The following is a 21,260-nucleotide window of genomic DNA, read 5'->3' as shown; positions in this document are numbered from 1 at the left end:
GCCCGAGCCGGGGGCGATTCGACCTAAACCCGATGGCATTCAGCCGTTCCACGAACGGCCGGAGACGGCGCGAGGATTGCCCTGGGGGGCCGGAGATCCCAACCACGCATTCTCGTGTCGAGGCCCGTTCATGAAACGTCCCCGCGGATTCACGCTGATCGAACTGCTCGTCGTCATCGCGATCATCGCCGTGCTCATCGCCCTCCTGCTGCCGGCCGTGCAGGCCGCGCGCGAGGCGGCGCGGCGGATCCAGTGCACGAACAACCTCAAGCAGATGGGCCTGGCGCTGCACAACTACCTCGGCACGGTGGGCGCGCTGCCGATGACCCTGACGATCTCCGGGACCGGCACGACGGTCCGGTGGACGAACTCGTGGGGGGCCCACGCGCGGGTCCTGCCCTACTCCGAGCAGGGGAACCTGTACGACAACTGCAACTTCGCGGTCGACATGCAAACGCCCATGAACACCACGGCCACGGCCGTCGTCATCCCGTTCCTGATCTGCCCGAGCGAGGTCAAGTCGGCCACTCGCCAGACGACCGACGGCCTGACCTACGGCACCGCCAACTACGCCTACCTCAGCGGCGACTGGTACGTCTGGGGGGGCTTCACCAACCCGATGAAGAACCGCACCGCGTTCGGCGTGAACCAGAGCCGGAGCCTCGCCGAGTTCTCCGACGGCACGAGCAATACGATGATGATGTCCGAGGGGAAGTGCTTCCTGACCTACTACCGCGACTGCCCCACGTTCAGCATCGTGAACGACCCCAACAACATCCCGCCGCCGACCGCCGACCCCTACACGGTCGTGCCGGAGTACCTCGGCGGCTGCGCGGTGCGGGTGGAGGAGGCGCGGACGCAGTGGTTCGAGTCGGGCGTGCATCACACCGGCTTCACGACCGCCTGGACCCCGAACAAGAAGACCCCCGGCGGACCCAACAAGATGTACGCCGACGTCGACATCAACTGCAGCCGCGAGAAGCTCGGCCGCCCCTCGTTCGCCGCCGTCACCGCCCGCAGCTTCCACTCCGGCGGCGTCAACGCCCTGCTGGCCGACGGCTCCGTCCGCTTCATGAAGGACTCCATCGACGGCATGACCTGGCGCGCCCTCGGCAGCGTCGCCGGCGGCGAGGTCGTGTCGGCCGACTCATACTGATTCGCCTCCGGCAGAACATAATCCTTCCCCCCTGGCGGGGGAAGGTGGCCGAAGGCCGGATGAGGGGGAAGACGAGCACGAAGACCGCCCGGAGAAACAGGCGGGTTTGAGAGCCGTCGCCTTCTCGACAAGTCCGCCTTGATGATCCCCCTCATCCGGCCCTTCGGGCCACCTTCCCCCACCGAGGGGGGAAGGAGAGAGGCCGGCCCTCGCCCTCATTGAAAGCCCCGGCCCATGGAGGGGGGCGGTGGCAGCTTGGAGTCGGCCGGGGGCGGGGCGATGGAGATCCTGCGGAGCTGGTCGGCGGAGAGGTGCGGCGCGGGGTCGGCGACGACGGCCTCGCCGGCCGCGAGGCCCGAGCGGATCTCGACCGTCTCGGCGTCGGCGAGGCCCGGCTCGACCTCCCGCCAGGCGACCGCGCCGTCGGCCCCGGGGACCCCGACGTGGTACGCGCCGTCGTACCAGACCAGGGCCGCCCTGGGGACGTTGAGCGTGGCTTCGGGCGTGGCGACCTCCAGGGTCGCCGTCGCCCGCCCGCCTTGTCCCTGCATCGAGCCAGGAGGAGGGATCTCCGAGATGGCGACCCGGACCTGGGCCGTCCGGGATCCGAGGCCGCCGGCCGACGCCGGGTCCGCGGAGATGACGACTCGATCGACGACGCCGGGTATGGGCCGGTTGATCATCCCGGACCGGACCGTGACCTGGGCCGGCTGGCCCGCGCGGATCAGGCTGGCCTGCTCCTCGGGCACCTCCCCCTCGAAGACCAACCGGCCGTCGGGGGCCTGCACGAACGCGACGGGCTGCCCCGGGGCGGCCGAGAAGGAGAGCCGATCCGAGTGCCCGTCGGCGGCGCGGCCCATCTCCGTGATGCCCGCGTCGGCCACGACCCCGTCGATCGGCGAGCGGATTGTGCAGGCCTCCATCTGGCGGCGGATCGCGTCCGCCTCGCCGACGGCCCGATCGAAGGCCCGCTTACCGGCCTCCGCCCCGGCCCGGGCCTTCGTCAGCTCGACCTGGAGCCGCCGGAGATGCAGGGGGCGGCCGAGCCGCTCCAGGACGTCTCGGCGCGTCTGGGCCTGCTCCAGGGCGTGCCGGGCCTTGCCCACGGCCAGGTCGGCGGCGGCGGCCCGATCTTCCAGGTCCAGCTCGGCGACGAGGTCGGCGGCCGTCGCCGACTTGCCCCGCTCCTCGGCCAGGCGGGCTGAGCGTTCCAGGGCCCGCTTCGTCCGCTCCTGCCGCGCGACGGCCGCCGTCAGCTCGGCCTCGGCCTGCTGGATCGCCCCGAGCGCCGCGTTCCGCTCCACCAGGGAGGCGCCCTGCTCGTAATCGGCCAGGGCCAGCTCGGCGAGTTCGAGGGCGGCCCGGCTCGCGTCGGCCTCCCGCTCGGCGTCGCGGGCGGTGGCCTCCTTCTGCTCCAGGATTCGCTTGAGGTTCGTCGGATCGAGCCGGGCGACCACGTCTCCCTTCGCCACCCTCGTCCCCGAGAGGAGGATCGACGCGACCTCCGTCGGCAATTCGACTGTCGAGACCAGGGCCACCCGCCCCAGCGGTGTGAGCCGGCCCGGCGAGGCGAGTTGCACGCTGATCGGCCCGGGGCGTGCGGGGACCGTCGGGACGTCGGCGATGGGCCTCGGTGCGGGGGCGGGGTCGGCGCAGGTGCCGAGGCTTCGGCGGGGGGCTCCGGCTCCTGCACCGTCGCGCCGCCGCGAGCGGCCAGGGCGACGACGCCGGAGGTCGAGGCGGCCAGGGCCAGGGCGACCGCGGCGGCGTTCCCGAGGGATTTCCAGCTCATGGCTCGAAGGACTCCGAAGGCCAGGGAGACGGCGGCTCCCGAGGGGGCCGCCGAGGAAGTGAGGAAGCGGACGGCGGCCGTCGCGGTCGACTCCGCCAGCCCGGACGGGAGCGTCACCTGGGGGGCGAGGATCGCGGCGCGGGGGTCCAGGCCCCGGCGTCGGAGGCGCTCGCGGAGCCGCTCCCGGCCCCGGGCGAGGCGGCTGGCGACGGTCCCCACCGGACAGCCCAGCCGGGCCGCCGCCTGCTCGCACGTCAGCCCCTCCAGGTCGCACAGGACGATCGCCGCCCGGTAGGGGTCGGGCAGGCTGTCGACCTCCTCCTGCACCACGGCCGCGATCTCGCGGCGATCGGGATCGGGAGGGGCGACCGGGCCCGGGGCCGATCGCGAAGCCGCGCGGCGCTCGGCCGACCGCCGCCGCGACTCGGCACGCCGAGCCCGTCCCGAGGCCCGCAGCGCGACCCGGTGCAGCCAGGGCCCGAGGGCGTCGCCCGACCGCAGCGAGGTTCCCTTGCGGGCCAGGACCAGGAACGTCGCCTGGAAGGCGTCGTGCGCGTCGTGGTCGTCCCCCAGGGCCGACCGGCAGGCGCGCAGGACCATCGGCCCGTGCCGACCCACCAGGGCCGCGAACGCCCCCTCGTCGCGACGCCCGGTGAAGCGCTCCAGCAGCTCCCCGTCCGTCGCCCCGACGGCCGTCCCGCCCTCGAACAGCCCGCGGACCGCGTCCGCCACGCCCCCCCTCGCGACTCCGCCCACGCCCCGACCCTCCCGGACCTCGAACGGGCCTCGGCCCCGCGTTTTCATCCAGTAGAGCCCGGACGGCGGGCGGTTTATCCCGGATTCTCGAAATGGCGTCGGGATTTCACGCGGCCCCCTCGACCCAAGGCCCGAGGTCAGGGCGGGCTCAGGTCGTCGAACGGCCCCGCGTAGGCGTACCAGGGCCGCGAGTCCACGTCGACCAGCACGCGCCTCCAGGGCCTCGCCGGATCGGTGGACTCGGCGACCATGCGGTGGCCGACCTCGGTCTCCTCCTCGCGGATCGCGATCCCGTGGCGACTGGATTCGAAGTCGAGCCAGTTTCCTTCCAGGGGCGTCCACTCGGGCGAAGGGCCCGACTCGCGGTAGGCCGCGCGCTCGGCGTCGGTGGCCGCATCCAGGTCGTCGCCGGCCCCGAACCTGTGGAGCGTGGGCCCCGAATCCCGGGACGATTCGTCGAGGAAGAACGCGCCGCCCAGCCGGACGATCTTCGTCAAGCCGGGGCGGAGGGTGAGATAGCGGCGGGGCCGATACCGCGCCACGCGAACCGAGCCGTCGGCGGCGACTTCGGCCTTGAACAGGTAGGCCGTCGGGCCCAGGAACGGGTCGTCCACGAGGGCCACCCTGGAGGGCCGCCGGACCTGGATGAAGGCGGCGACCCCGTCCGGACCCTCGAGCGCTAGCACGTCGGCGATCCGCAGGAGGAACCGCCTCGGCCGGCCGAGGCCGACGACCCCGATGAGGAAGGCGGCGACGGCGACCAGGATCAGCAAGCGGCGACGCGTGAACATCCCCATGCTCCTCGAAATCGTCCCGCTCGCCAATCCGCCGGCTCAGGGCCGGGCGATCGCCGAAGAGATCACCGGGCCGGCCTTGGGCTGGTAGGCGTTGTAGTCCTCGCCGAGGAAGGCGGCGAGGGTCGCGGCGATCCGGTTCTGGTCGGCGGGTTCGAGGGGCTCGTCGCCCCTGGGCGGGGTGTCGGGGCCGAGGACGCCGACCCAGATGCGCTCGGCGCCGGCGATTTTCTCGCCGTGGCTCTTCCACTCGGTCGGGGCGTCGCCTCGGCCGTGATCGGTGGTGAGGATCAGGGTCGTGGAGTCCTTGTACTCGGGCATGGCCTGGAGCGTCTCCCAGAGGGTCGCCATGTAGCCGTCGAACTTGTGGGCCGATTCCAGGTACTGGTCGTAGCGGCCGGCGTGGGCGAACTCGTCGGTCTCGCCGAAGCCGAGGAACATCACCCGGGTCTTCTCGCGCTTGAGGTTCTCCAGCGCCAGGTGGAAGCTGACGGCGTCGTAGCCGCAGTCGGGCCAGAGGCGGTGGAGGCTGGCGTTGGCCTCGCCCAGGAGCTTCTCCTGCGGGGTCAGCCCTTCGCCGTACGGCGGCTCCCAGCAGGCGACGACCTTGAGCCCGCTTCGCTCGCGGTTGAGGATGTAGGGGAAGACGTCCCAAGTGCCGAACGCGGCGACCTTCCCCGCGTACTCGGGCTTCGCGTTCAGCCACTCGAAGACGGTGACGTTGGGGTTGGCGAACTTGTCGTTGCTGTCGATCCGGGGGTCGCCGAAGCCGGTGAAGGCCTCGTTGTAGCCGGGGTACGAGAAGTTCTTGCCGTTGGTCACCCGGCCCTCGTTGCCGGCGTCGCCGTAGAGCCGGCCCTGCCTCGCGACGACCTTCGAGAGGAACGGCAGCAGCGCCTCGCGGCGGGCCTCGGGCGTCTCCTGCCCGTAGGCTTTCTTGAGGACCTCGACGTCGGCGACGCCGCCGTCCTGCTTGTTCATCAGGGCGGGGTCGGCGCCCGAGAAGACCTCCTGCCAGCGGAGGCCGTCCGAGATGACCAGGATCACGTTCTTCGTCTTCGTCCCGGCGGCCCTGGAAGGGTCCTGGGCCGGGGCGTCGGCGGCGAGGCCGAGGAAGGCCAGGGCCGCGAGGGCGAGGAGCGGGCGATTCATGGGCGGGGTTCCGGGCGGGGGTTGGAGGCGTCGATCGGGGTGGAGCCGGCGGGGCGGCGGGAGGTCCATTGGAGCCGATCGCCGGGCCCGGTTCAACGCGCGGGCCGGGGGCCGTCGGGCGGTTTTCGGGTGGCGACGGGGAGGCATGTTCGGATAGGATGAACTTCGATGGGTCGGGGCCCCGGGCCGGGAGGCCGGACCGAACGCAGGCCTCCGACGCCCCATCGTGCGTGCAGACCGGACTCCACCCGCCGGCATCCCCGATCGCCCGGCAGGCCCCGAACCTTCGAGGGCCGCCCCCGCCGAGCCCCGCCGCCCGCGATCGTCCGCATACGAACGAGGGAGACCAGAGATGAGCCGACCGAAGGGGATCTCCGTCGCCGCCCGCCTCGCCGCGCCCCGGGCGTTCGGCCCGGCGCTGGCCCTGGCCCTGGGGTTCGCCGCCCCCGCGCCGGCGAGGGCCGACGACGGCCTGATCTACAATCGCGACGTCCGCCCGATCCTGGCCGAGAACTGCTTCGCCTGCCACGGCCCCGACTCGGCCGCCCGCAAGGCCGACCTCCGGCTGGACAAGCGCGAGGCCGCCGTCGAGATGGGCGCCGTCGAGCCCGGCAAGCCCGACGAGAGCGGCGTCGTCGCCCGGATCGACAGCACGGACAAGCAGGAGGTCATGCCTCCCCCGTCGTCGCACAAGACCCTCACGGCCGAGCAGAAGGACGTGCTGAGGCGCTGGATCGCCCAGGGGGCCGAGTACCAGCCCCACTGGTCGCTGATCGCGCCCGTGCGGCCGACGCCGCCGCCGGTCGCCGACGCCTCGTGGGGCCGCACGCCGATCGACGCCTTCGTCCTGGCGGGGCTGGAGGCGAAGGGGCTGAAGCCCGCGCCCGAGGCCGACCGCCGCACCCTGGCCCGACGCCTGAGCCTGGACCTGACCGGCCTGCCGCCGAGGCCCGAGGAGGTCGAGGCGTTCGTCGCCGACGCCTCGCCGGACGCTTATGAGAAGTACGTCGACGCCCTGCTCCGCTCCCCCGCCTGGGGCGAGCACCGGGGCCGCTACTGGCTCGACGCGGCGCGCTACGCCGACACCCACGGCTTCCACTTCGACAACTACCGCGAGATGTGGTCGTACCGCGACTGGGTCATCGAGGCCTTCAACGCCAACATGCCCTTCGACCGCTTCACGATCGAGCAGATCGCCGGCGACCTGCTGCCGAACCGGACGCTCGCCCAGCAGGTGGCCTCGGGCTTCAACCGCTGCGCCATGTCGACCAACGAAGGCGGGACGATCGCCGAGGAGAACCTCGTCGGCTACACCCGCGACCGGACCGAGACCGTGGGCCAGGTCTTCCTCGGCCTGACCGTCGGCTGCGCGGTCTGCCACGACCACAAGTTCGACCCGATCTCGCAGAAGGAGTTCTACGAGCTCTCGGCCTTCTTCAACAACTCGACCCAGCCGGCCTACGACGGCAACGTCAAGGACTCGGCCCCGATCATCCCCGTCCCCCGCCCCGACGACCTCCCCCGCTGGGAGGCCCTGCCGGCGCTCGTGGACGCGGCGAAGGCCGAGGTCGACGCCCGCGCGAAGGCCGCCCGGCCCGAGTTCGACGCCTGGCTCGCCCCCCAGACGGCCGACGCGCTGGCCGCCATGCTCCCCGCCGGCGACCTCCGGCTGAGCGTCGGCCTGCCGACCCGCGACGAGGGGGCGCCGCAGGTGGCCTTCGAGTCGGCCGCGGTCGGCGACTTCGAGAAGGACCAGGCGTTCTCGTTCGGGGCCTGGATCAAGGTCCCCCAGGCGGGCGCGACCGGCTCGGTCCTCGCCCGGATGGACGAGGCCCACGGCCACCGCGGCTGGGACCTCTGGCTCGAAGGCAAGAAGATCGCCGCCCACATCGTCCACGAGTGGCCGGGCGACGCCCTGAAGGCCGTCTCCAAGGACGACCTGCCCGCCGACGTGTGGACGCACGTCTTGTTGACCTACGACGGCTCGGGCAAGGCGGCGGGCGTGAAGATCTACGTCGACGGCCGGCTTCGGGAGTCGACCGCCGCGGCCGACCGGCTGAAGGGATCGATCCGCACGGAGGTCCCGCTCAAGGTCGGCCGCCGGAACGCCTCGGCCCGCATCCCCGACGTGGGGATCGCCGACGTTCGGCTCCACGGCCGGGCCCTCGACGGGGCGGAGGTCGCCGACCTCGCCGGCCTCGGCCGCGCCTGGGCCTTGCTGACCAAGCCCGCCGACAAGCGTCCCGCCGCCGAGGCGGACGCCGTCTTCGCCTGGTGGACGGCGTCGCGCGACCCGGCCTCGCGCGAGCTTCGCGAGAAGCTCGCGGCCCTGGAATCGGAGCGGGAGGCCATCAAGGCCCGGGGGACGATCGCCTACGTCAGCCAGGAGAAGTCCGAGGAGGCCGCCGCCTTCCTGCTGTTCCGGGGCCAGTACGACCAGCGCCGGGACCCGCTCAAGGCGGCCACGCCCGAGGCTTTGCCGCCGATGCCCGAGGAGCTGCCCCGCAACCGGCTGGGGTTCGCCCAGTGGCTGCTGCGGCCCGAGCACCCGCTGACCGCGCGGGTGACGGTCAACCGGTCCTGGCAGGAGCTGTTCGGCCAGGGGCTCGTCCGCACCACGGGCGACCTGGGGGTCAGCGGCGAGCAGCCCAGCCACCCCGAGCTGCTGGACTGGATGGCGGTCGAGTTCCGCGAGTCGGGCTGGGACGTCAAGCGGTTCTACAAGCTGCTGGTGACGTCGTCGGCCTACCGCCAGTCGGCCGTCGCGACGCCCGAGAAGCTGGAGGCGGACCCGTCGAACCGGCTGATCTCGCGCGGGCCGCGGTTCCGCATGGACGCCGAGATGGTCCGCGACTACGCCCTGGCGTCGTCCGGCCTGCTCGTCGCCAAGCTCGGCGGGCCGAGCGTGCGTCCCTATCAGCCCGAGGGCGTGTGGGAGGCCGTGGCCATGCCCGAGAGCAACACCCGGAACTACAAGCCCGACACCGGCGAGGGGCTGTACCGCCGCAGCCTCTACACGTTCTGGAAGCGGGCCGCGCCGCCGGCCTCGCTGGAGATCCTCAACGCCCCCAGCCGCGAGGTCTGCACCGTCCGCCGCGAGCGGACCGACACCCCGCTGCAGGCGCTCGTCACCCTCAACGACCCCCAGTTCGTCGAGGCCGCCCGGGCGCTCGCCCAGCGCGTGCTGGCCGAGGCTCCCGACTTCGACGCCCGCGCCGACGCCCTGGCCCGCCGGGCCCTGGCCCGCCCCCTCCGCGAGGAGGAGGCGTCCGTCCTCCGCGAGTCGCTCGGCCGCCTGGCCGCCTACTACCAGGCCCACCCCGAGGACGCCGAGAAACTCCTGGCCGTCGGCGAGGCCCCCCGCGTCCCCGACCAGCCCCCGGCCGAAACCGCGGCCTGGACCATGCTGGCCAACCAGATCCTGAACCTGGATGAAGTGCTGAACAAGTAAGCGGACGAGGCCAGTGACGAGCGAACCGGCCGTCGCGAATCGTCCTTCCCCCCTGGTGGGGGAAGGTGGCCGAAGGCCGGATGAGGGGGGCGGAACGAAAAGCCGTCGCCTTCTTGATAGGTCCGCCTTGATGGTCCCCCTCATCCGGCCCTGACGGGCCACCTTCCCCCACCAGGGGGGAAGGAAGAACAATCAGCCCGTCGGCCGCATCCAAATATCCAGCCGCCAGCGAGGACCGATCCATGAACCCGTTCGAGCAATACGCCCTGTCCGAGACGCGCCGGCGGTTCTTCCGACGCGGCGGCAACGCCGTGGGGTGGGCGGGCCTGATGTCGCTCCTGGCGAAGGACGGGCTGACGCCGCCGGCGATGGCCGGGGGCCCGGTCGGCGGCTCCGGGGAGCACCTCCCGCCGATCCCGACGCACCTGGCGCCCAAGGCCAAGCGGGTGGTGTACCTGCACATGGTCGGCGGCCCCTCGCAGATGGACCTGTTCGACTACAAGCCGGCGATGGGCGACTGGTACGACAAGGACCTGCCGGAGTCCATCCGCCAGGGCCAGCGCCTGACTACGATGACCAGCGGCCAGGCCCGGTTCCCGATCGCCCCGTCCAAGTACAAGTTCGCCCAGCACGGACAGAACGGCATGTGGGTGAGCGAGATGCTCCCCTACACGGCCAGGATGGTGGACGACCTCTGCTTCATCCGGAGCATGCACACCGAGGCGATCAACCACGAGCCGGCCGTCTCGATGCTGCAGACCGGCAACCAGATCCCCGGCCGCCCCTGCCTGGGTTCGTGGGTCTCCTACGGGCTCGGCTCGCTGAACGAGGACCTGCCGACGTTCGTGGTCCTGGTCGCGCGGCCGTCGAACACCGAGCAGATCCAGGCGATCTCGGCCCGGCTCTGGTCCTCGGGGTATCTGCCGGGCGAGCACGCCGGGGTCTCCTTCCGCAGCGCCGGCGACCCGATCCTGTACATCAACAACCCGCCCGGCGTCCCTCCCGAGGTCCGCCGGAACACGCTCGACGGCCTCCGCGCCCTGAACGAGATGAACTTCCGCCAGGTGGGCGACCCGGAGACCCACACCCGGATCGAGCAGTACGAGCTGGCCTTCCGGATGCAGTCCAGCGTCCCCGACCTGACGAACACGGCGGGCGAGCCGGAGTCCACCTACGCGCTCTACGGCGAGGACGCCCGCAAGCCCGGCAGCTTCGCGAACTCGATCCTGCTGACCCGGCGGATGCTGGAGCGGGGCGTCCGGTTCGTGCAGATCTACCACAACAACTGGGACCACCACGGCAACCTCGGCGGCCGCATGCCCAGCCAGTGCAAGGACGTCGACCAGCCCTGCTGGGGCTTCATCCAGGACCTGAAGCAGCGCGGGATGCTCGACGACACCCTGGTCATCTGGGGCGGCGAGTTCGGCCGCACCATCTACAGCCAGGGGGGCCTGTCCAAGGACAACTACGGCCGCGACCACCACCCCCGCTGCTTCACCATGTGGATGGCCGGCGGCGGCTGCAAGCCGGGCGCGATCCACGGCGAGACCGACGACTTCAGCTACAACATCGTCAAGGACCCGGTCCACATCCGGGACTTCCACGCCACCGTCCTGCAGCTCCTCGGCTACGACCACGAGCGGTTCACCTACCGCTACCAGGGCCTCGACCAGAAGCTCACCGGCGTCGAGCCCGCGAAGGTCATCAAGGAGCTGCTGGCCTGACCCTCCGAGTGCCGCGCGGCGCGTTCTCGCGACGCGCCGCGCTCAGGGATGGACCGGATCCGCCACGATCACCGGCTCTCGCGCCGGGGCGTGGGCGGAGAGGCAGCTCAGCACGCTCGCGACGAGCAGGACCATCGCGGCGGCCTCGGCCGGGGTCGGCCCCCGACGCTCCCAGAGGAACCCGTACAGCAGCGCGAACAGGGTCTCGAACAGGATCATCTGGCCGACCAGGGTCAGCGGCAGCAGCCGGCTCATCCGGCTCCACAGGGCGCTGGCGATCAGCGAGGCGAAGATGCTGAGCCCGATCGCCACGGCCGCGAAGGTCGTCCACTCGGCCGCGGCCTGGCCCGTCGGCCCGAACAGGAACGCGGGGACGGCCAGCAAGAGCGCCTGGGCCCCCGTCACCACGCCGGTGAGCAGGTTCCAGTCGTGGGCCGAGACGTGCCCCAGCCGCGCCAGCCAACGGCTGTTCCCCACCGCGTAGCCGGTCCACGAGACCAGGGCGGCGACCGCCGCGCCGAACCCCGCGACCCGCATCGCCGGCGTCCCGGTCCCCGGCCCGCCGACGCCCACCGACTGCCAGGCCACGCAGGCGACCCCCGCCACGGCCAGCGCCAGCGACGGCGCCAGCCTCCGGAGCGGCACCGCGCCGTGGTCGCGGCTGCCGATCAAGGTGATGGCGACCGGCACGAACCCCATCACCAGAGAGGTCATCGCCACCCCGCCGAGCTGCACCGCCGTCGCCAGCAGGACGTAATACAGCACGTTGCCGAACAGGCTCAGCCACGCCAGCGCCCGCCAGGCCGAGGCGTCGAGCATGGCCGTCAGCCGACGCCGGCGAGGGGCGACCAGCACCGCCGCGAGCAGGCCGTAGCTCACGTAACGCGCCGCCGCGATCTGCAGCGGCGTGAACCCCCGCACCAGCTCCGGCGCGAGGAAGACCACGCCCCAGATGGCCCCGGCCGCCACCCCGCAGCCGACCCCGGCCCACGTCCTGCTCGATTCCATCGCTCGCGTCCCGCCCCTCGTCCCGAACCGGCTCGAATCCGAAACCGGATTGTACGGCACCCGGCAAATCCCGCGGCCGACCTGGAGCCGCGGCCCGCTTAGGAGAGATGAAGGATGTGGAGGGCCGCGAGCCAGGTCGCGAACCAAGCCGTCGCCAGCACGCGGCCGAGGCGATCGATCCAGGTCGGCTCGGCTCGCCACCGGCGGCCGAGGATCAGCGTCATCCACGACGCGAGGATCGCCACGCCGACGGCCCCGGGGGCCGCCAGGACCCAGGTCGCGAGTTCCTTGGTGAACGCACCGGTGGGGGCCAGGTTGCAAGCCACGGCCGCTCCGACCACCGCCGCGAGTGCGAGGATCGTCCCACAGGCGGCTACCATGCCGGGCTGGACTCCCAACCGTCGCCGCGGCGGCCGGGGCGGGATCAGCCGGATCGGGACGACGGCCGCCGACCACGCCGCGAGCAGCGGGCTCCCGACGAGCAGAAACGTCTCGGCCATGGCGAGGTAGAGCCGGCCCGTCGACAGCCCGGTGGGATACGTCATGGGGCCGAGCCCCTCCATGAGCCCCCGGACCCCAGCGAGCCCCACGGCCGTCGCCGCCGTCAGGATCATGGCGTCGACGAGCCGGAACGGCCGATCCGCGCGCCTGGGTTTCTTCTCGACCATCCCGGCCTCCTGCGTCCGATCTCCCCGCGCCGACGCCTCCGGACGCCGACGATCGGGCTCATCAGGATCCCCCCTCCGCGGTCATGGCACCAGGGGGCGACGGCGGGACCGGCGGCCCTCCTCGCCGGCCCGTCCCCCGGCCTCCACGCGAGTAAGGCCGAAGATTGGGTTCGTTCGCGCCGACCGAGAACGAACCCATCGGCCGCAAAAACTTTCCCATAAACCACTTAACCATCGCACGGACGCCCGCAAATTGGCTTCGTTCGGCGCGAAACGCGACGCTCCTCACTCAACACCACCGCCTCGGGGTCGTCGAGAGGTGTTGAGCCGGGTGCCACGGGTTCGGAGAACCCGTGAATCAGCACCGGTCCGCTCCCGAGCCGTCGCCGAAGTCCCCGGCCGGCCCACGGGTTCTCCGAACCCGTTACTCCCTAAGGCTTTCCGCCACGATCTGATGGTATTGACTGAGGAGTGTCCGAAACGCCGCGAGCTAACAACCTTGAGTCGCACCCTTCACCTTGCCCCCGATCTCGAATTGCCAAGGAGCCGCGGACTCGGGGCGCACCGCCCCCTACCCAGGACGATGCACCGATCCGCCGGATGGGGGCGCGGAGTTCCGAGGATTCTCGGCGGACGGCGGAAGATGCGGGATCCGATCGGCGGGTTGGCGGCTTGCTTCGTCTCTTTCACGCCGGTTCGCGCAGGCGGCTCTCCAGGTACAGGCGGTTCATGGCGCGGACCTCGGCGGCGGCGGCGGGGTCGTCGGCCAGGGCCTTGAGCGACTTCATGTTCTGGAGCACGACGACCGCCGCCGCCCGGGCCGATTCGGGGGCGAGGCCGGGCGCGCTCAGCGACAAGGTCCCGGCGATGCGCCGGAGCGTGGTCGCGGTGAAGTCCCCCCACTTCGAGGTCCAATCCGTCCGGGCCTCCAGCAAGGCGGCCATCGCCCGCGTCTCGCCCCGGACGCTCAGCATCAGGTCGAGCAGGGCGTCGGCCAGGTCGCCTCGCGTCGCCGTCGCGGCGCGGGCGTCGATCGCGTCGAACGCCTCGCCCAGCAGCGCGTCGAACCGGCCGATCAGGGCCTCCCCCACCGCCTCCTTGTTCGGGAAGAAGTGGTAGAGCGAACCCACCAGCGCCCCGGCCCGCGCGGCGATCTCGGTCATCGTCGCCGCCTCGTACCCCCGCTCCGCGATCACCGCCGAGGCCGCCTCCAGCAGGGCCGCCACCCGCTCCTTCCCCGGCCGTCGGCTCGGCTCCACGGCGCGACGCGCGCGCTTCGGACTTGACTTATTTGAGTCCACCCTCAATTATCTCCGTAGTTGAATCGGCCCTCAAACAGTCTAGCGGCCGGCGGCGAGGGCGTCACCGGGTCGGCGGGGGCGGCGCGCGCATTAAGCAGGAGGAGCGGACCATGACGACGATCATCCGGCAGCATCCGATCGGTTCGGGATTCGGGGCCTCGACGACGGCCGAAGAGGCGCTGGAAGGGCGCGACCTCTCGGGGAAGGTCGCGGTGGTGACGGGGGGGTATTCGGGGATCGGGCTGGAGACGACGCGGGTGCTGAGCGCGGCCGGCGCGACGGTGGTCGTCCCGGCGCGGACGCTGGACAAGGCCCGCGCCAACGTGGGGCACCTGCCCGGGGTGGAGGTCGCGGCGCTGGAGTTGACGGACCCGGCGTCGGTCGACGCCTTCGCCCGCGACTTCCTGGCGAGCGGCCGGCCGCTCCACCTGCTGATCCACAACCCCGGCGTGATGGGCTGCCCCCTGGGGCGCGACGCCCGGGGGAACGAGCTGCAGTTCTCGTCCAACCACCTGGGCCACTTCCAGCTCGCGGCGAGGCTCCGCCCCGCGCTGGCGAGGGCGGGCGGGGCGCGAGTGGTGGCGGTCTCGTCGCGCGCCCACCGCTTCTCCGGGGTCGACTTCGACGACCCCAACTTCGAGCGTCGGCCTTATGACAAGGGGCGGGCGTACGGCCAGTCGAAGACGGCCAACGCGCTGTTCGCCCTGGGGCTGGACCGCCGCGCCGAGGGGGACGGGGTGCGGGCCTTCTCGTTGCATCCCGGGGTCATCGCCACCGACCTGACGCGCCACATGACCGACGAGGACCTGAAGCCCTACGGCGCCTCGCGCCGCCCCGACGGCACGATCGATTTCGGGCCCGAGTTCGCGGCGCAGATGAAGAGCGTCCCGCAGGGGGCGGCGACCACGATCTGGTGCGCCACGAGCCCCCGGCTCGACGGCCTGGGGGGCGTCTACTGCGAGGACTGCGACGTCGCCGAGGTCTCCCCCGGCGGCTCCGGCGCGCTCGAGCGATCCGGCGTCGACCCCTGGGCCTGCGACCCCGACCTCGCCGAGCGGCTCTGGACGCTCAGCGAATCGCTCACGGGGGTTTCGTACTGACGCCGGTCGCGACGGCGGCCCCGCGCGGCGGTTCACGCCGACGCGCGGGGCGTCGCGTCGCGGCGTCCCGATCGGGCCAGGACGAATCCGAGGATCAGCAGGACGACGCCCGAGCCCAGGAAGGCGAGGTCCCAGGGCAGGTGGCCGGGGCCCTCGACGACGTGGTGGACGCCCAGCAGGTGGTGGTCGACCACCCCTTCGACGAGGTTGAACAGGCCCCATCCCATCGCCAGCGCGCCGACGAACGTGCGGCCGGACCAGGCGACGTCGGCCCGGCCGCCGGCGCGCCAGAGGACGGCCAGGCCCAGCGCGGTGGTCGCCCAGGTGAAGGCGTGGAACAGGCCGTCCCAGAACATGTTGATCTCGATGTTCACCACGCTGGTCGGCGGGCGGACGGCCGAGAGCATGTTGTGGAGCTGGAGGATCTGGTGGAAGACGATCCCGTCCAGGAAGCCCCCCATCCCCACCCCCAGCAGCAGCCCCGCCGAGAGGATCGGCCGCCGGTCGAGCTCGACGGATCCGGGCGCGCTCATGAATCCCCCCTCCCCTTGCCGCTTCCGACCGGCCCGAAGTGGACCGCCGCGGCGACCCCGAGGCAGACCCCGAACGGCAGCGCCGCGGCCAGCAGGTTGACCGCGAACCGGCCGTCGAGGATCCCGGCCCGCACCGCCTTCCCCGCCGGCCGGCTGCAGACCGGGCAGGCCCCCGCCGGCGCGGCCGTCGCCGCGAGCAGCGCCGCGGCCGTCGCGATCCTTCGAAGTCGCTTCATGCCGTGACATCTCGATCGGCGCAGCAGGATCCACGCGGTGCCGACGCGGACCGTCTCGCGAGGACCCGCATCGCAAATCGCCGCGAATCGCATGCCGCGTCGCCTCATTCCCGACTCCCCGGCGCGGCGTCGCAACGGGCCTTCAGGAAGTCGAAGACGGCGCGGGTGGGCGGGTCGCCGGGGCGGCCGAGTTCGCGGTTGATGGTCGCGTGGGTCTTGGCGGGGAAGGCGAGGACCGTCGCCGGCACGCCCGCCTCGCGGAGCTTGGCGGCGAGGGCGTTCGACTGCGCGCGGGAGTCGGCCCGGTCGACGTGGAGGAGCAGGAACGGCGGGATGTCCTGATCGCGCGCGACGTGGGCGATCGGCGAGGCGTCCTCCTGGACCTTGGGGTCGTCGCCGAAGACGCTCGTGTAGAGCGAACGGATGCGCGGCAAGACCGACTCGCGGATTTGCCGGGGGACGTCGTAGCCCGCGCCGTCGAGGAGGATCACGCCGGCGATCGCGTCTCGCTTCAGGCCGGCGGCCTCCAGGTAGCGGCGGTCGGTCGCCGTCAGGGCGGCCAGGTGCGCCCCGGCGCTGTGGCCCATCAGGAAGATCCGGTCGGGGTCGCCGCCGAACTCGCGCGCGTGGTCGCGAGCCCAGCGCACGGCCCTCGCCACGTCGCCGGCCTGCTCCTTGTACGTGACCTCCGGGACGAACCGATACTCGACGCCGACCCAGACATAGCCCTCCGCGTTGAACGCCTTCGGCTGGCCCTGGCTGAAGTCCTTGGAGCCGAACCGCCAGGCCCCGCCATGGACCCAGACGACGATCGGGTGCTTGTCCCCCTCGGCCGGCGCGTCGACGTTCAGGCGCGTCGTCGGCCCTTCGGCGTAGGGCACGTCGCGCCGGACCCGGCCGGATCCGTCGCCGGCCTCGGCCGCGAGCGAGGAACCGACGACCAACCCGAGCATCAGCAACTTCTGCGTCCGGAACATCACTCCTCCCCTCAGCCTGGATGTACCCCCGAGCCTGACCCGGAGGGGACGTCGGGACGCGAGGCCGGCCCGGCTGATCCTCCGACGGCCCTCGTGCTCATCCGGCCCTGCGGGCCACCTTCCCCCACCGGGGGGAAGGTCTGATTTGCGGTCTTCCCCCCGGCGGGGGAAGACAGACCGCGGAGCGGTCAGATGAGGGGGGGACGCTCGCGGGGAACTTCGGATTTCGCCGCCCCGTCCGCACGGTCGAGGGCCTCGGCAAGCCTCATCGGAACTCCGACGGTCGTTTCGCTCGTCCCCCCCTCATCCGGCCCTCCGGGCCACCTTCCCCCGCCAGGGGAAGGACGTTCACGGCGAGTCCACGGCCCCTGAGGATGGAACCCCCGCCACGCGCCGCGGTTCCGCGAGCGGTCGGAAGATCGCGCCCGGGGGCGAAAACGCTTGACGCCCCTGGCCCAGCCTCGGACAATCGACCGAGTACAACTGTAAAAGACTCGACCGGGGCTCGTTGGGGAGGGCTCGACGATGGGAAACCGCATGGGGGGGCGATCGGGCTTCACGATGGTTGAGCTGCTGGCGGTGCTGGCGATCGTCGGCCTGCTGGCGGCGCTCTTGATCCCGGCGGTGCAGTCGAGCCGGGAGGCGGCGCGGGGGGCGGCCTGCCGGAACAACCTGCGGCAGGCGATTCTGGGGGTCCTGCAGTTCGAGTCGCGATCGGGGGCCCTGCCGGGGCTGTACAACGGTGGGTTCCAGCCCCGGCCGCGATCCGCGATCGAAGAGTTCCACTTCCACCCCTGGCGGACGGCGATCCTGCCCGGGATCGAGCGGGCGGACGTCTTCGCGAGCCTGAACCTGGAATTGCCGGCGACGGTCGCCGCCAACCAGACGGGGCTCAACGCGGCGATCGGGACGTTCGTCTGCCCGTCGTCGGCCAACCCGACCCGGAACCTGCCCGAGTTGTACGCCTGGAACGACGGCCAGGTGCCGACGGTCCGGTTCGGCTCGGCGGCGCGCGCGGATTACGAGGTCGTGGGCGGCATCCACACCCGGCCGCCGGGGACGGCCCCCGGGCCGGGGGGCGTGACGCTCCAGCTCGTCCTGGACGGCGTGGCGTTCGGCGCGTGGGGCGAGCCGACGTATCGGGAGCCGACCGTCTTCTCGACGGGCTATCGGCGGGCGCGGCTGGCGGACGTGACCGACGGGCTTTCGAACACGGCCCTGATCGGCGAGCGGGCCGGTCGGCCGGACTGCTACGAGAAGGGGAAGGCCGTCGACCCGTACCCGTATTCCGACCCCGTCGCCGGCTGCGGCGACCCGCACCAGGCGGCCTGGGGGGTCAGCACCCATTTCTCCTGGCTGCTCTCCATGGCCGGGCAGCCGGTGAACTCGACCAACCGGATCGGATTCCACGCGTTCCACCCCGTCGGCGCGCACGCGGCGATGGGCGACGGCTCGGTCCGGGCGCTGAGGGAGTCGACCGCCCCGGTCGTGCTCCAGGCGCTCGCCACCCGTTCCGGCGGCGAGGCGGTCTCGACGGGCGATTGATCCGTCCCGGTCGCCCGGCCCCTTGCGACCCTCCCCCGCAAGGCGGGAATCCGCCGGGCCGGATAAACGCCGTTGCCCGGAGCGGTCGACTGGTTACCATGTCGGGCAGTTGGGATCGAAGGGATTCTCGTCTCGACGTGGTTTCGGAGGTCAGGGATGACGGTATACGACGTGGTGATGATCGTCCTGGTGTCGACCGGGCTGATCTGGGGGGCCGTCCGGGGGTTCTCCTGGGGGCTCGCCAGCCTGGGCGCGATCCTGGTGGGCTACGCGGGCGCCCACTGGGCCTCGGGGTCGATGGTCCCCATCCTGTCCCGGATCCTCAAGTGCGAGCCCGCGACCCAGCGGGGCGTGTCGATGCTCCTCACGTTCGGGCTCGTCGCCGGCGGCTGCCTGCTCGCCGCGTGGAAGGCCCGGGGGACCTTGCGGAAGATGAAGTTCGAGCTGTACGACCGCCAGTTGGGGGGCGTGCTGGGCGGTCTTGAGGCGTCGCTCGTGGGGGTGATCGCCACGATGTTCGTCGCCGACCTGGCCCCGGACTGCCGCGAGGCGATCTTCTCGGGCCCCACCGGCCGCGTCGTGGCCCGGGTCATGGACGCCGCCGGGCCGGCCGTCCCCGACGAGGTGCGCGAGGCGATCGCCCCCCACTGGCGGCTCGCGCCGGCGGAGGCGACCCCCGCCGAGGACCCGCCGGCCGAGAGCGTGGCGACGAAGCCGGCGGCGACCGAATCCGATCCGGACAGGTCCCTGTCGGCCAGGACCGCGGCGGCCCGGTCCGCGTTCCGGACGATGGTCGGTTCCGAGGCCGGGTCCGAGAGGCCCGCCGACGTCGAGGAGCGCGCCGTCATCGTCGAGTCCGAACCCGTCCCCGACCCCGACGGCGAGCCGGACGTGCTCCGGATCGGCTCACCGAACCGCGGCTGGGCGCCCCGCCGGCGCTGAGGGCCGGGACGGCCCGAAGCGGACGATCGAGCGAACGAATGCGAAGACGCCGACGTCGGCCCCTTGAGCGGGCGCGAGGTCGGCGTCTCGTCGTTTCGGGGGCCCGACCGACGGCGTCAGGAGCCCTTCTTGGCGTCGGGCTTGGTGTCGGCCGAGGTGGGGCCGGCGGGCTTGGGGGCGGCCTGGAACTCCTCGGCGGTCATGATCGGGGTGGTCAGGTCCTTGAGCAGGACGTAGCCCCCCTTGGTGGGGACGTCGGACTTGTAGGCGAGGATCTCGCCGGCACCCTCGCCGGCGGCGTCGCCGGGGGTGGGGATGACGCCCCAGTAGACGATGATCTCGCCGTTCTTGATGGCGTTGTAGCCGCCCACGAAGAGGTCCGCCTTGACGAGGTCCTTCATCGAGGCCGGCGGCTTCTTCTTGGCGGTGAACGTCGCGAGGTAGATCTGGCCGACCTCCTCCAGCGAGCCCATGTCGTAGTGCTCGGGCGCGTTGGTGACGGACTGCGGCGGGCCGCAGCCGATCACGAAGGTCGGGACGATCGCCGCGGCGAGCAGGCACGCGAGCGCGGTGGGGATGCGGGGGAAAGCTGCCATGCGGACGCCTCGATCGGTGTGGGGACGGCGGGCCGGCCGGCCGGCTGGGGGCCGGGCGGCCCGCGCGAGGGTCGGGATCAGAAGGAGTCGGCGCTGACGATCTCGCCGCCGGCCCGGGAGCCCAGGGCCCGCCAGGTGCCCAGGTCGATCGAGTCCTTGATGAACTTGACCGAGCCGTCGCAGAAGGCGGTGTTCACGCCGCCGGAGTGGTAGCTCCGCGTGGCCATGTGGGCGGCCGTGAACGAGGAGACGTCGCCGCAGTCCATGTTCCGGGTGTTCGGCGTCTGGGTGTGGTTGTAGTACGCCAGCTCGGGGATGTTCCCGCGGTAGTACTGCTGCCCCTTGTAGGTGATCCGCGTGTTGTACGGCACGCCGCTGCACGCCGCCGAGGGGACGTAGTTGTCGGTCGCCGGGGTCCACGACGACGGGAGGTACACCGTGTTCAGGTCGCCCGGCTTGTTGGGGGTGACCGGGAACGGGATGTTCGAGATCCGGATCTCCGAGAACAGGGCGGTGTTGCTGGTGCCGTCGGTGATCGACGCGATCGTCGTCTTGCTCGTCACCTTGCGGAAGTCCGGGCTGGGGACGCTCGCCGTCGGCGCGGGGGCGGTGACGTTGAACGAGACGTTGAACACGCCCAGGGTGGCCGAGTTGGTCTCGCTGTAGGGGAACGAGGCGTGGGTCGTGTTGTAGACCTGGGCGGCGGTCGCGCCGTTGTTGCCGTAGTAGTTGCTCTGGCCCCAGCTGCCGGTGCTGGCGGCGTAGGTGCGCGTCCCCGGCGAGCGGAAGCCCTTGCCGTCGGACGGGCAGAGCATGGCCGAAATCTGCTGGCAGCGGGCCGTGTCGTTCTCGGCCGTGGAGTTGATCTCCAGCTGCAGGTTGAACGTGCCGTAGAGGTTCGCCTGCTCCAGGTAGGGGAGGATCAGGGCCTGCACGCCCACCCGCGTGCCGCCGCCCAGGCTGGGCGCGGCCAGTGGCGCGGGGCCGATGCCCGGCGGGAACTCGCTGTTGGTGCTCTCGAAGTTGTGCACCGCCAGGCCGAGCTGCTTCAGGTTGTTCGTGCACTGGGCCCGGCGGGCCGCCTCCCGCGCCGACTGCACTGCCGGCAGGAGCAGGGCGATCAACACCGCGATGATCGCGATCACCACCAGCAGCTCGATTAACGTGAAGCCGCGACGCGTTTTCGATTTCATGGCGGATGCTCTCCAGGTCTTGCGGGAAGATGGATGAGGAAGCGAGGGCGGGACCGAGGCAGGGGCGGGGGCGAGGGCCGTCTCCGACCGGATGGGGATCGCGACGAGGCCCCGGGGACGGCCGCGCGTCGGCGCGCGGCCGGGATTCGACGGCTTCCGGAGGGCTCGCCGACGCCGCGAGCGGCCCTGTCGGCGCCGGGCGTCGCGCCGCGATCCCGCATGATCGGCATTGGATCGCGGGACGGCAATGACTGCAAGGAACTATGCAACGTGAGAGGTGAGGTCGAGCATAGTCTCCCGGCCCTCGATTATCCAGACGGCTCGCGAAAAAAATCC

Annotated in this window: 18 protein-coding genes; 6 read left to right on the top strand and 12 right to left on the bottom strand. The window is 72.0% G+C overall.

What is annotated here, in order from left to right; all coding sequences use genetic code 11:
- Positions 1 to 130 precede the first annotated feature (130 nt).
- Positions 131 to 1,156, top strand: coding sequence for a DUF1559 domain-containing protein (locus G6O68_RS15460; RefSeq protein WP_165249360.1), 1,026 nt, complete (start codon positions 131 to 133; stop codon positions 1,154 to 1,156).
- 215 nt (positions 1,157 to 1,371) lie between these two features.
- Here the strand turns inward: G6O68_RS15460 and G6O68_RS32835 are convergent, their stop codons facing one another.
- From G6O68_RS32835 to G6O68_RS15440, 4 genes are all read right to left on the bottom strand, one after another.
- On the bottom strand, positions 1,372 to 2,079 hold the full coding sequence (locus G6O68_RS32835) for an efflux RND transporter periplasmic adaptor subunit (RefSeq protein WP_261345599.1): 708 nt from the start codon (positions 2,077 to 2,079) through the stop codon (positions 1,372 to 1,374).
- A 329-nt stretch (positions 2,080 to 2,408) separates the two neighbouring features.
- On the bottom strand, positions 2,409 to 3,680 hold the full coding sequence (locus G6O68_RS32830) for an RNA polymerase sigma factor (RefSeq protein ID WP_165249356.1): 1,272 nt from the start codon (positions 3,678 to 3,680) through the stop codon (positions 2,409 to 2,411).
- 161 nt (positions 3,681 to 3,841) lie between these two features.
- Positions 3,842 to 4,495, bottom strand: a complete 654-nt coding sequence (locus G6O68_RS15445; protein WP_165249354.1) for a hypothetical protein — start codon at positions 4,493 to 4,495, stop codon at positions 3,842 to 3,844.
- Positions 4,496 to 4,537: 42 nt separating this feature from the next.
- Positions 4,538 to 5,650 carry an alkaline phosphatase family protein gene (locus tag G6O68_RS15440; protein ID WP_165249352.1) on the bottom strand — a complete coding sequence of 371 codons (1,113 nt, stop codon included), beginning with the start codon at positions 5,648 to 5,650 and terminating at the stop codon, positions 4,538 to 4,540.
- Between the two features lie 352 nt (positions 5,651 to 6,002).
- Between G6O68_RS15440 and G6O68_RS15435 the strand changes: the two genes are divergently transcribed.
- Both G6O68_RS15435 and G6O68_RS15430 read left to right on the top strand, forming a co-directional pair.
- Entirely contained in the window at positions 6,003 to 9,101 is a 3,099-nt protein-coding gene (locus tag G6O68_RS15435) for a DUF1553 domain-containing protein (protein WP_165249350.1), read from the top strand.
- Between the two features lie 242 nt (positions 9,102 to 9,343).
- A complete protein-coding gene (locus tag G6O68_RS15430) occupies positions 9,344 to 10,825 on the top strand; it encodes a DUF1501 domain-containing protein (protein WP_165249348.1) in 1,482 nt (493 codons plus the stop codon).
- A gap of 42 nt (positions 10,826 to 10,867) precedes the next feature.
- Here G6O68_RS15430 and G6O68_RS15425 read toward each other — a convergent pair whose 3' ends face one another.
- From G6O68_RS15425 to G6O68_RS15415, 3 genes are all read right to left on the bottom strand, one after another.
- Complete coding sequence (locus tag G6O68_RS15425) at positions 10,868 to 11,833, bottom strand: DMT family transporter (RefSeq protein WP_165249346.1); 966 nt, start codon at positions 11,831 to 11,833, stop codon at positions 10,868 to 10,870.
- A 98-nt stretch (positions 11,834 to 11,931) separates the two neighbouring features.
- Positions 11,932 to 12,501: a hypothetical protein gene (locus G6O68_RS15420; protein ID WP_165249344.1), complete on the bottom strand. Its 570-nt coding sequence runs from the start codon at positions 12,499 to 12,501 to the stop codon at positions 11,932 to 11,934.
- A gap of 686 nt (positions 12,502 to 13,187) precedes the next feature.
- Entirely contained in the window at positions 13,188 to 13,802 is a 615-nt protein-coding gene (locus tag G6O68_RS15415) for a TetR/AcrR family transcriptional regulator (RefSeq protein WP_165249342.1), read from the bottom strand.
- Between the two features lie 110 nt (positions 13,803 to 13,912).
- Between G6O68_RS15415 and G6O68_RS15410 the strand changes: the two genes are divergently transcribed.
- Complete coding sequence (locus G6O68_RS15410; protein WP_165249340.1) at positions 13,913 to 14,902, top strand: oxidoreductase; 990 nt, start codon at positions 13,913 to 13,915, stop codon at positions 14,900 to 14,902.
- Positions 14,903 to 14,934: 32 nt separating this feature from the next.
- Here G6O68_RS15410 and G6O68_RS15405 read toward each other — a convergent pair whose 3' ends face one another.
- The 3 genes from G6O68_RS15405 to G6O68_RS15395 all read right to left on the bottom strand — a co-directional run bounded on the left by G6O68_RS15405 (position 14,935) and on the right by G6O68_RS15395 (position 16,648).
- Positions 14,935 to 15,435, bottom strand: a complete 501-nt coding sequence (locus G6O68_RS15405; RefSeq protein ID WP_165249338.1) for a DUF2243 domain-containing protein — start codon at positions 15,433 to 15,435, stop codon at positions 14,935 to 14,937.
- Positions 15,432 to 15,671: a hypothetical protein gene (locus G6O68_RS15400; RefSeq protein WP_165249336.1), complete on the bottom strand. Its 240-nt coding sequence runs from the start codon at positions 15,669 to 15,671 to the stop codon at positions 15,432 to 15,434. Before G6O68_RS15400 ends, G6O68_RS15405 begins: the two co-directional genes overlap by 4 nt.
- Before the next feature lie 104 nt (positions 15,672 to 15,775).
- Positions 15,776 to 16,648 carry an alpha/beta hydrolase gene (locus G6O68_RS15395; protein WP_165249334.1) on the bottom strand — a complete coding sequence of 291 codons (873 nt, stop codon included), beginning with the start codon at positions 16,646 to 16,648 and terminating at the stop codon, positions 15,776 to 15,778.
- Between the two features lie 525 nt (positions 16,649 to 17,173).
- On the opposite strand from G6O68_RS15395, the gene G6O68_RS15390 reads away from it, so the two are divergent.
- Positions 17,174 to 18,193, top strand: coding sequence for a DUF1559 family PulG-like putative transporter (locus G6O68_RS15390; RefSeq protein ID WP_165249592.1), 1,020 nt, complete (start codon positions 17,174 to 17,176; stop codon positions 18,191 to 18,193).
- A 156-nt stretch (positions 18,194 to 18,349) separates the two neighbouring features.
- A complete protein-coding gene (locus G6O68_RS15385; protein WP_165249332.1) occupies positions 18,350 to 19,135 on the top strand; it encodes a CvpA family protein in 786 nt (261 codons plus the stop codon).
- A 116-nt stretch (positions 19,136 to 19,251) separates the two neighbouring features.
- On the opposite strand, the gene G6O68_RS15380 is transcribed toward G6O68_RS15385, so the two are convergent.
- Together G6O68_RS15380 and G6O68_RS15375 are read right to left on the bottom strand one after the other, a co-directional pair.
- Positions 19,252 to 19,731: a hypothetical protein gene (locus G6O68_RS15380; RefSeq protein ID WP_165249330.1), complete on the bottom strand. Its 480-nt coding sequence runs from the start codon at positions 19,729 to 19,731 to the stop codon at positions 19,252 to 19,254.
- 77 nt (positions 19,732 to 19,808) lie between these two features.
- The gene (locus tag G6O68_RS15375) at positions 19,809 to 20,924 is read right to left on the bottom strand and encodes a DUF1559 domain-containing protein (RefSeq protein WP_165249328.1); all 1,116 of its coding nucleotides are present in this window, start codon (positions 20,922 to 20,924) and stop codon (positions 19,809 to 19,811) included.
- Positions 20,925 to 21,260 lie beyond the last annotated feature (336 nt).

Origin of the sequence: Paludisphaera soli (assembly GCF_011064595.1) — a bacterium.
GTDB classification, from domain to species: domain Bacteria; phylum Planctomycetota; class Planctomycetia; order Isosphaerales; family Isosphaeraceae; genus Paludisphaera; species Paludisphaera soli.
The sequence above is the reverse complement of the archived record's forward strand: the minus strand, read 5'-3'. Positions and strand labels throughout refer to the sequence as shown.

Bases quoted from the DNA above. Each gene is read 5' to 3' on its own strand.
- G6O68_RS15395 (WP_165249334.1), bottom strand. From the start codon at position 16,648: ATGTTCCGGACGCAGAAGTTGCTGATGCTCGGGTTGGTCGTCGGTTCC.
- G6O68_RS15375 (WP_165249328.1), bottom strand. From the start codon at position 20,924: ATGAAATCGAAAACGCGTCGCGGCTTCACGTTAATCGAGCTGCTGGTG.
- G6O68_RS15430 (WP_165249348.1), top strand. From the start codon at position 9,344: ATGAACCCGTTCGAGCAATACGCCCTGTCCGAGACGCGCCGGCGGTTC.
- G6O68_RS32835 (WP_261345599.1), bottom strand. From the start codon at position 2,079: ATGGAGGCCTGCACAATCCGCTCGCCGATCGACGGGGTCGTGGCCGAC.
- G6O68_RS15425 (WP_165249346.1), bottom strand. From the start codon at position 11,833: ATGGAATCGAGCAGGACGTGGGCCGGGGTCGGCTGCGGGGTGGCGGCC.
- G6O68_RS15405 (WP_165249338.1), bottom strand. From the start codon at position 15,435: ATGAGCGCGCCCGGATCCGTCGAGCTCGACCGGCGGCCGATCCTCTCG.
- G6O68_RS15390 (WP_165249592.1), top strand. From the start codon at position 17,174: ATGGGAAACCGCATGGGGGGGCGATCGGGCTTCACGATGGTTGAGCTG.
- G6O68_RS15440 (WP_165249352.1), bottom strand. From the start codon at position 5,650: ATGAATCGCCCGCTCCTCGCCCTCGCGGCCCTGGCCTTCCTCGGCCTC.
- G6O68_RS15410 (WP_165249340.1), top strand. From the start codon at position 13,913: ATGACGACGATCATCCGGCAGCATCCGATCGGTTCGGGATTCGGGGCC.
- G6O68_RS15380 (WP_165249330.1), bottom strand. From the start codon at position 19,731: ATGGCAGCTTTCCCCCGCATCCCCACCGCGCTCGCGTGCCTGCTCGCC.
- G6O68_RS15420 (WP_165249344.1), bottom strand. From the start codon at position 12,501: ATGGTCGAGAAGAAACCCAGGCGCGCGGATCGGCCGTTCCGGCTCGTC.
- G6O68_RS15445 (WP_165249354.1), bottom strand. From the start codon at position 4,495: ATGTTCACGCGTCGCCGCTTGCTGATCCTGGTCGCCGTCGCCGCCTTC.
- G6O68_RS15460 (WP_165249360.1), top strand. From the start codon at position 131: ATGAAACGTCCCCGCGGATTCACGCTGATCGAACTGCTCGTCGTCATC.
- G6O68_RS15400 (WP_165249336.1), bottom strand. From the start codon at position 15,671: ATGAAGCGACTTCGAAGGATCGCGACGGCCGCGGCGCTGCTCGCGGCG.
- G6O68_RS15435 (WP_165249350.1), top strand. From the start codon at position 6,003: ATGAGCCGACCGAAGGGGATCTCCGTCGCCGCCCGCCTCGCCGCGCCC.
- G6O68_RS15385 (WP_165249332.1), top strand. From the start codon at position 18,350: ATGACGGTATACGACGTGGTGATGATCGTCCTGGTGTCGACCGGGCTG.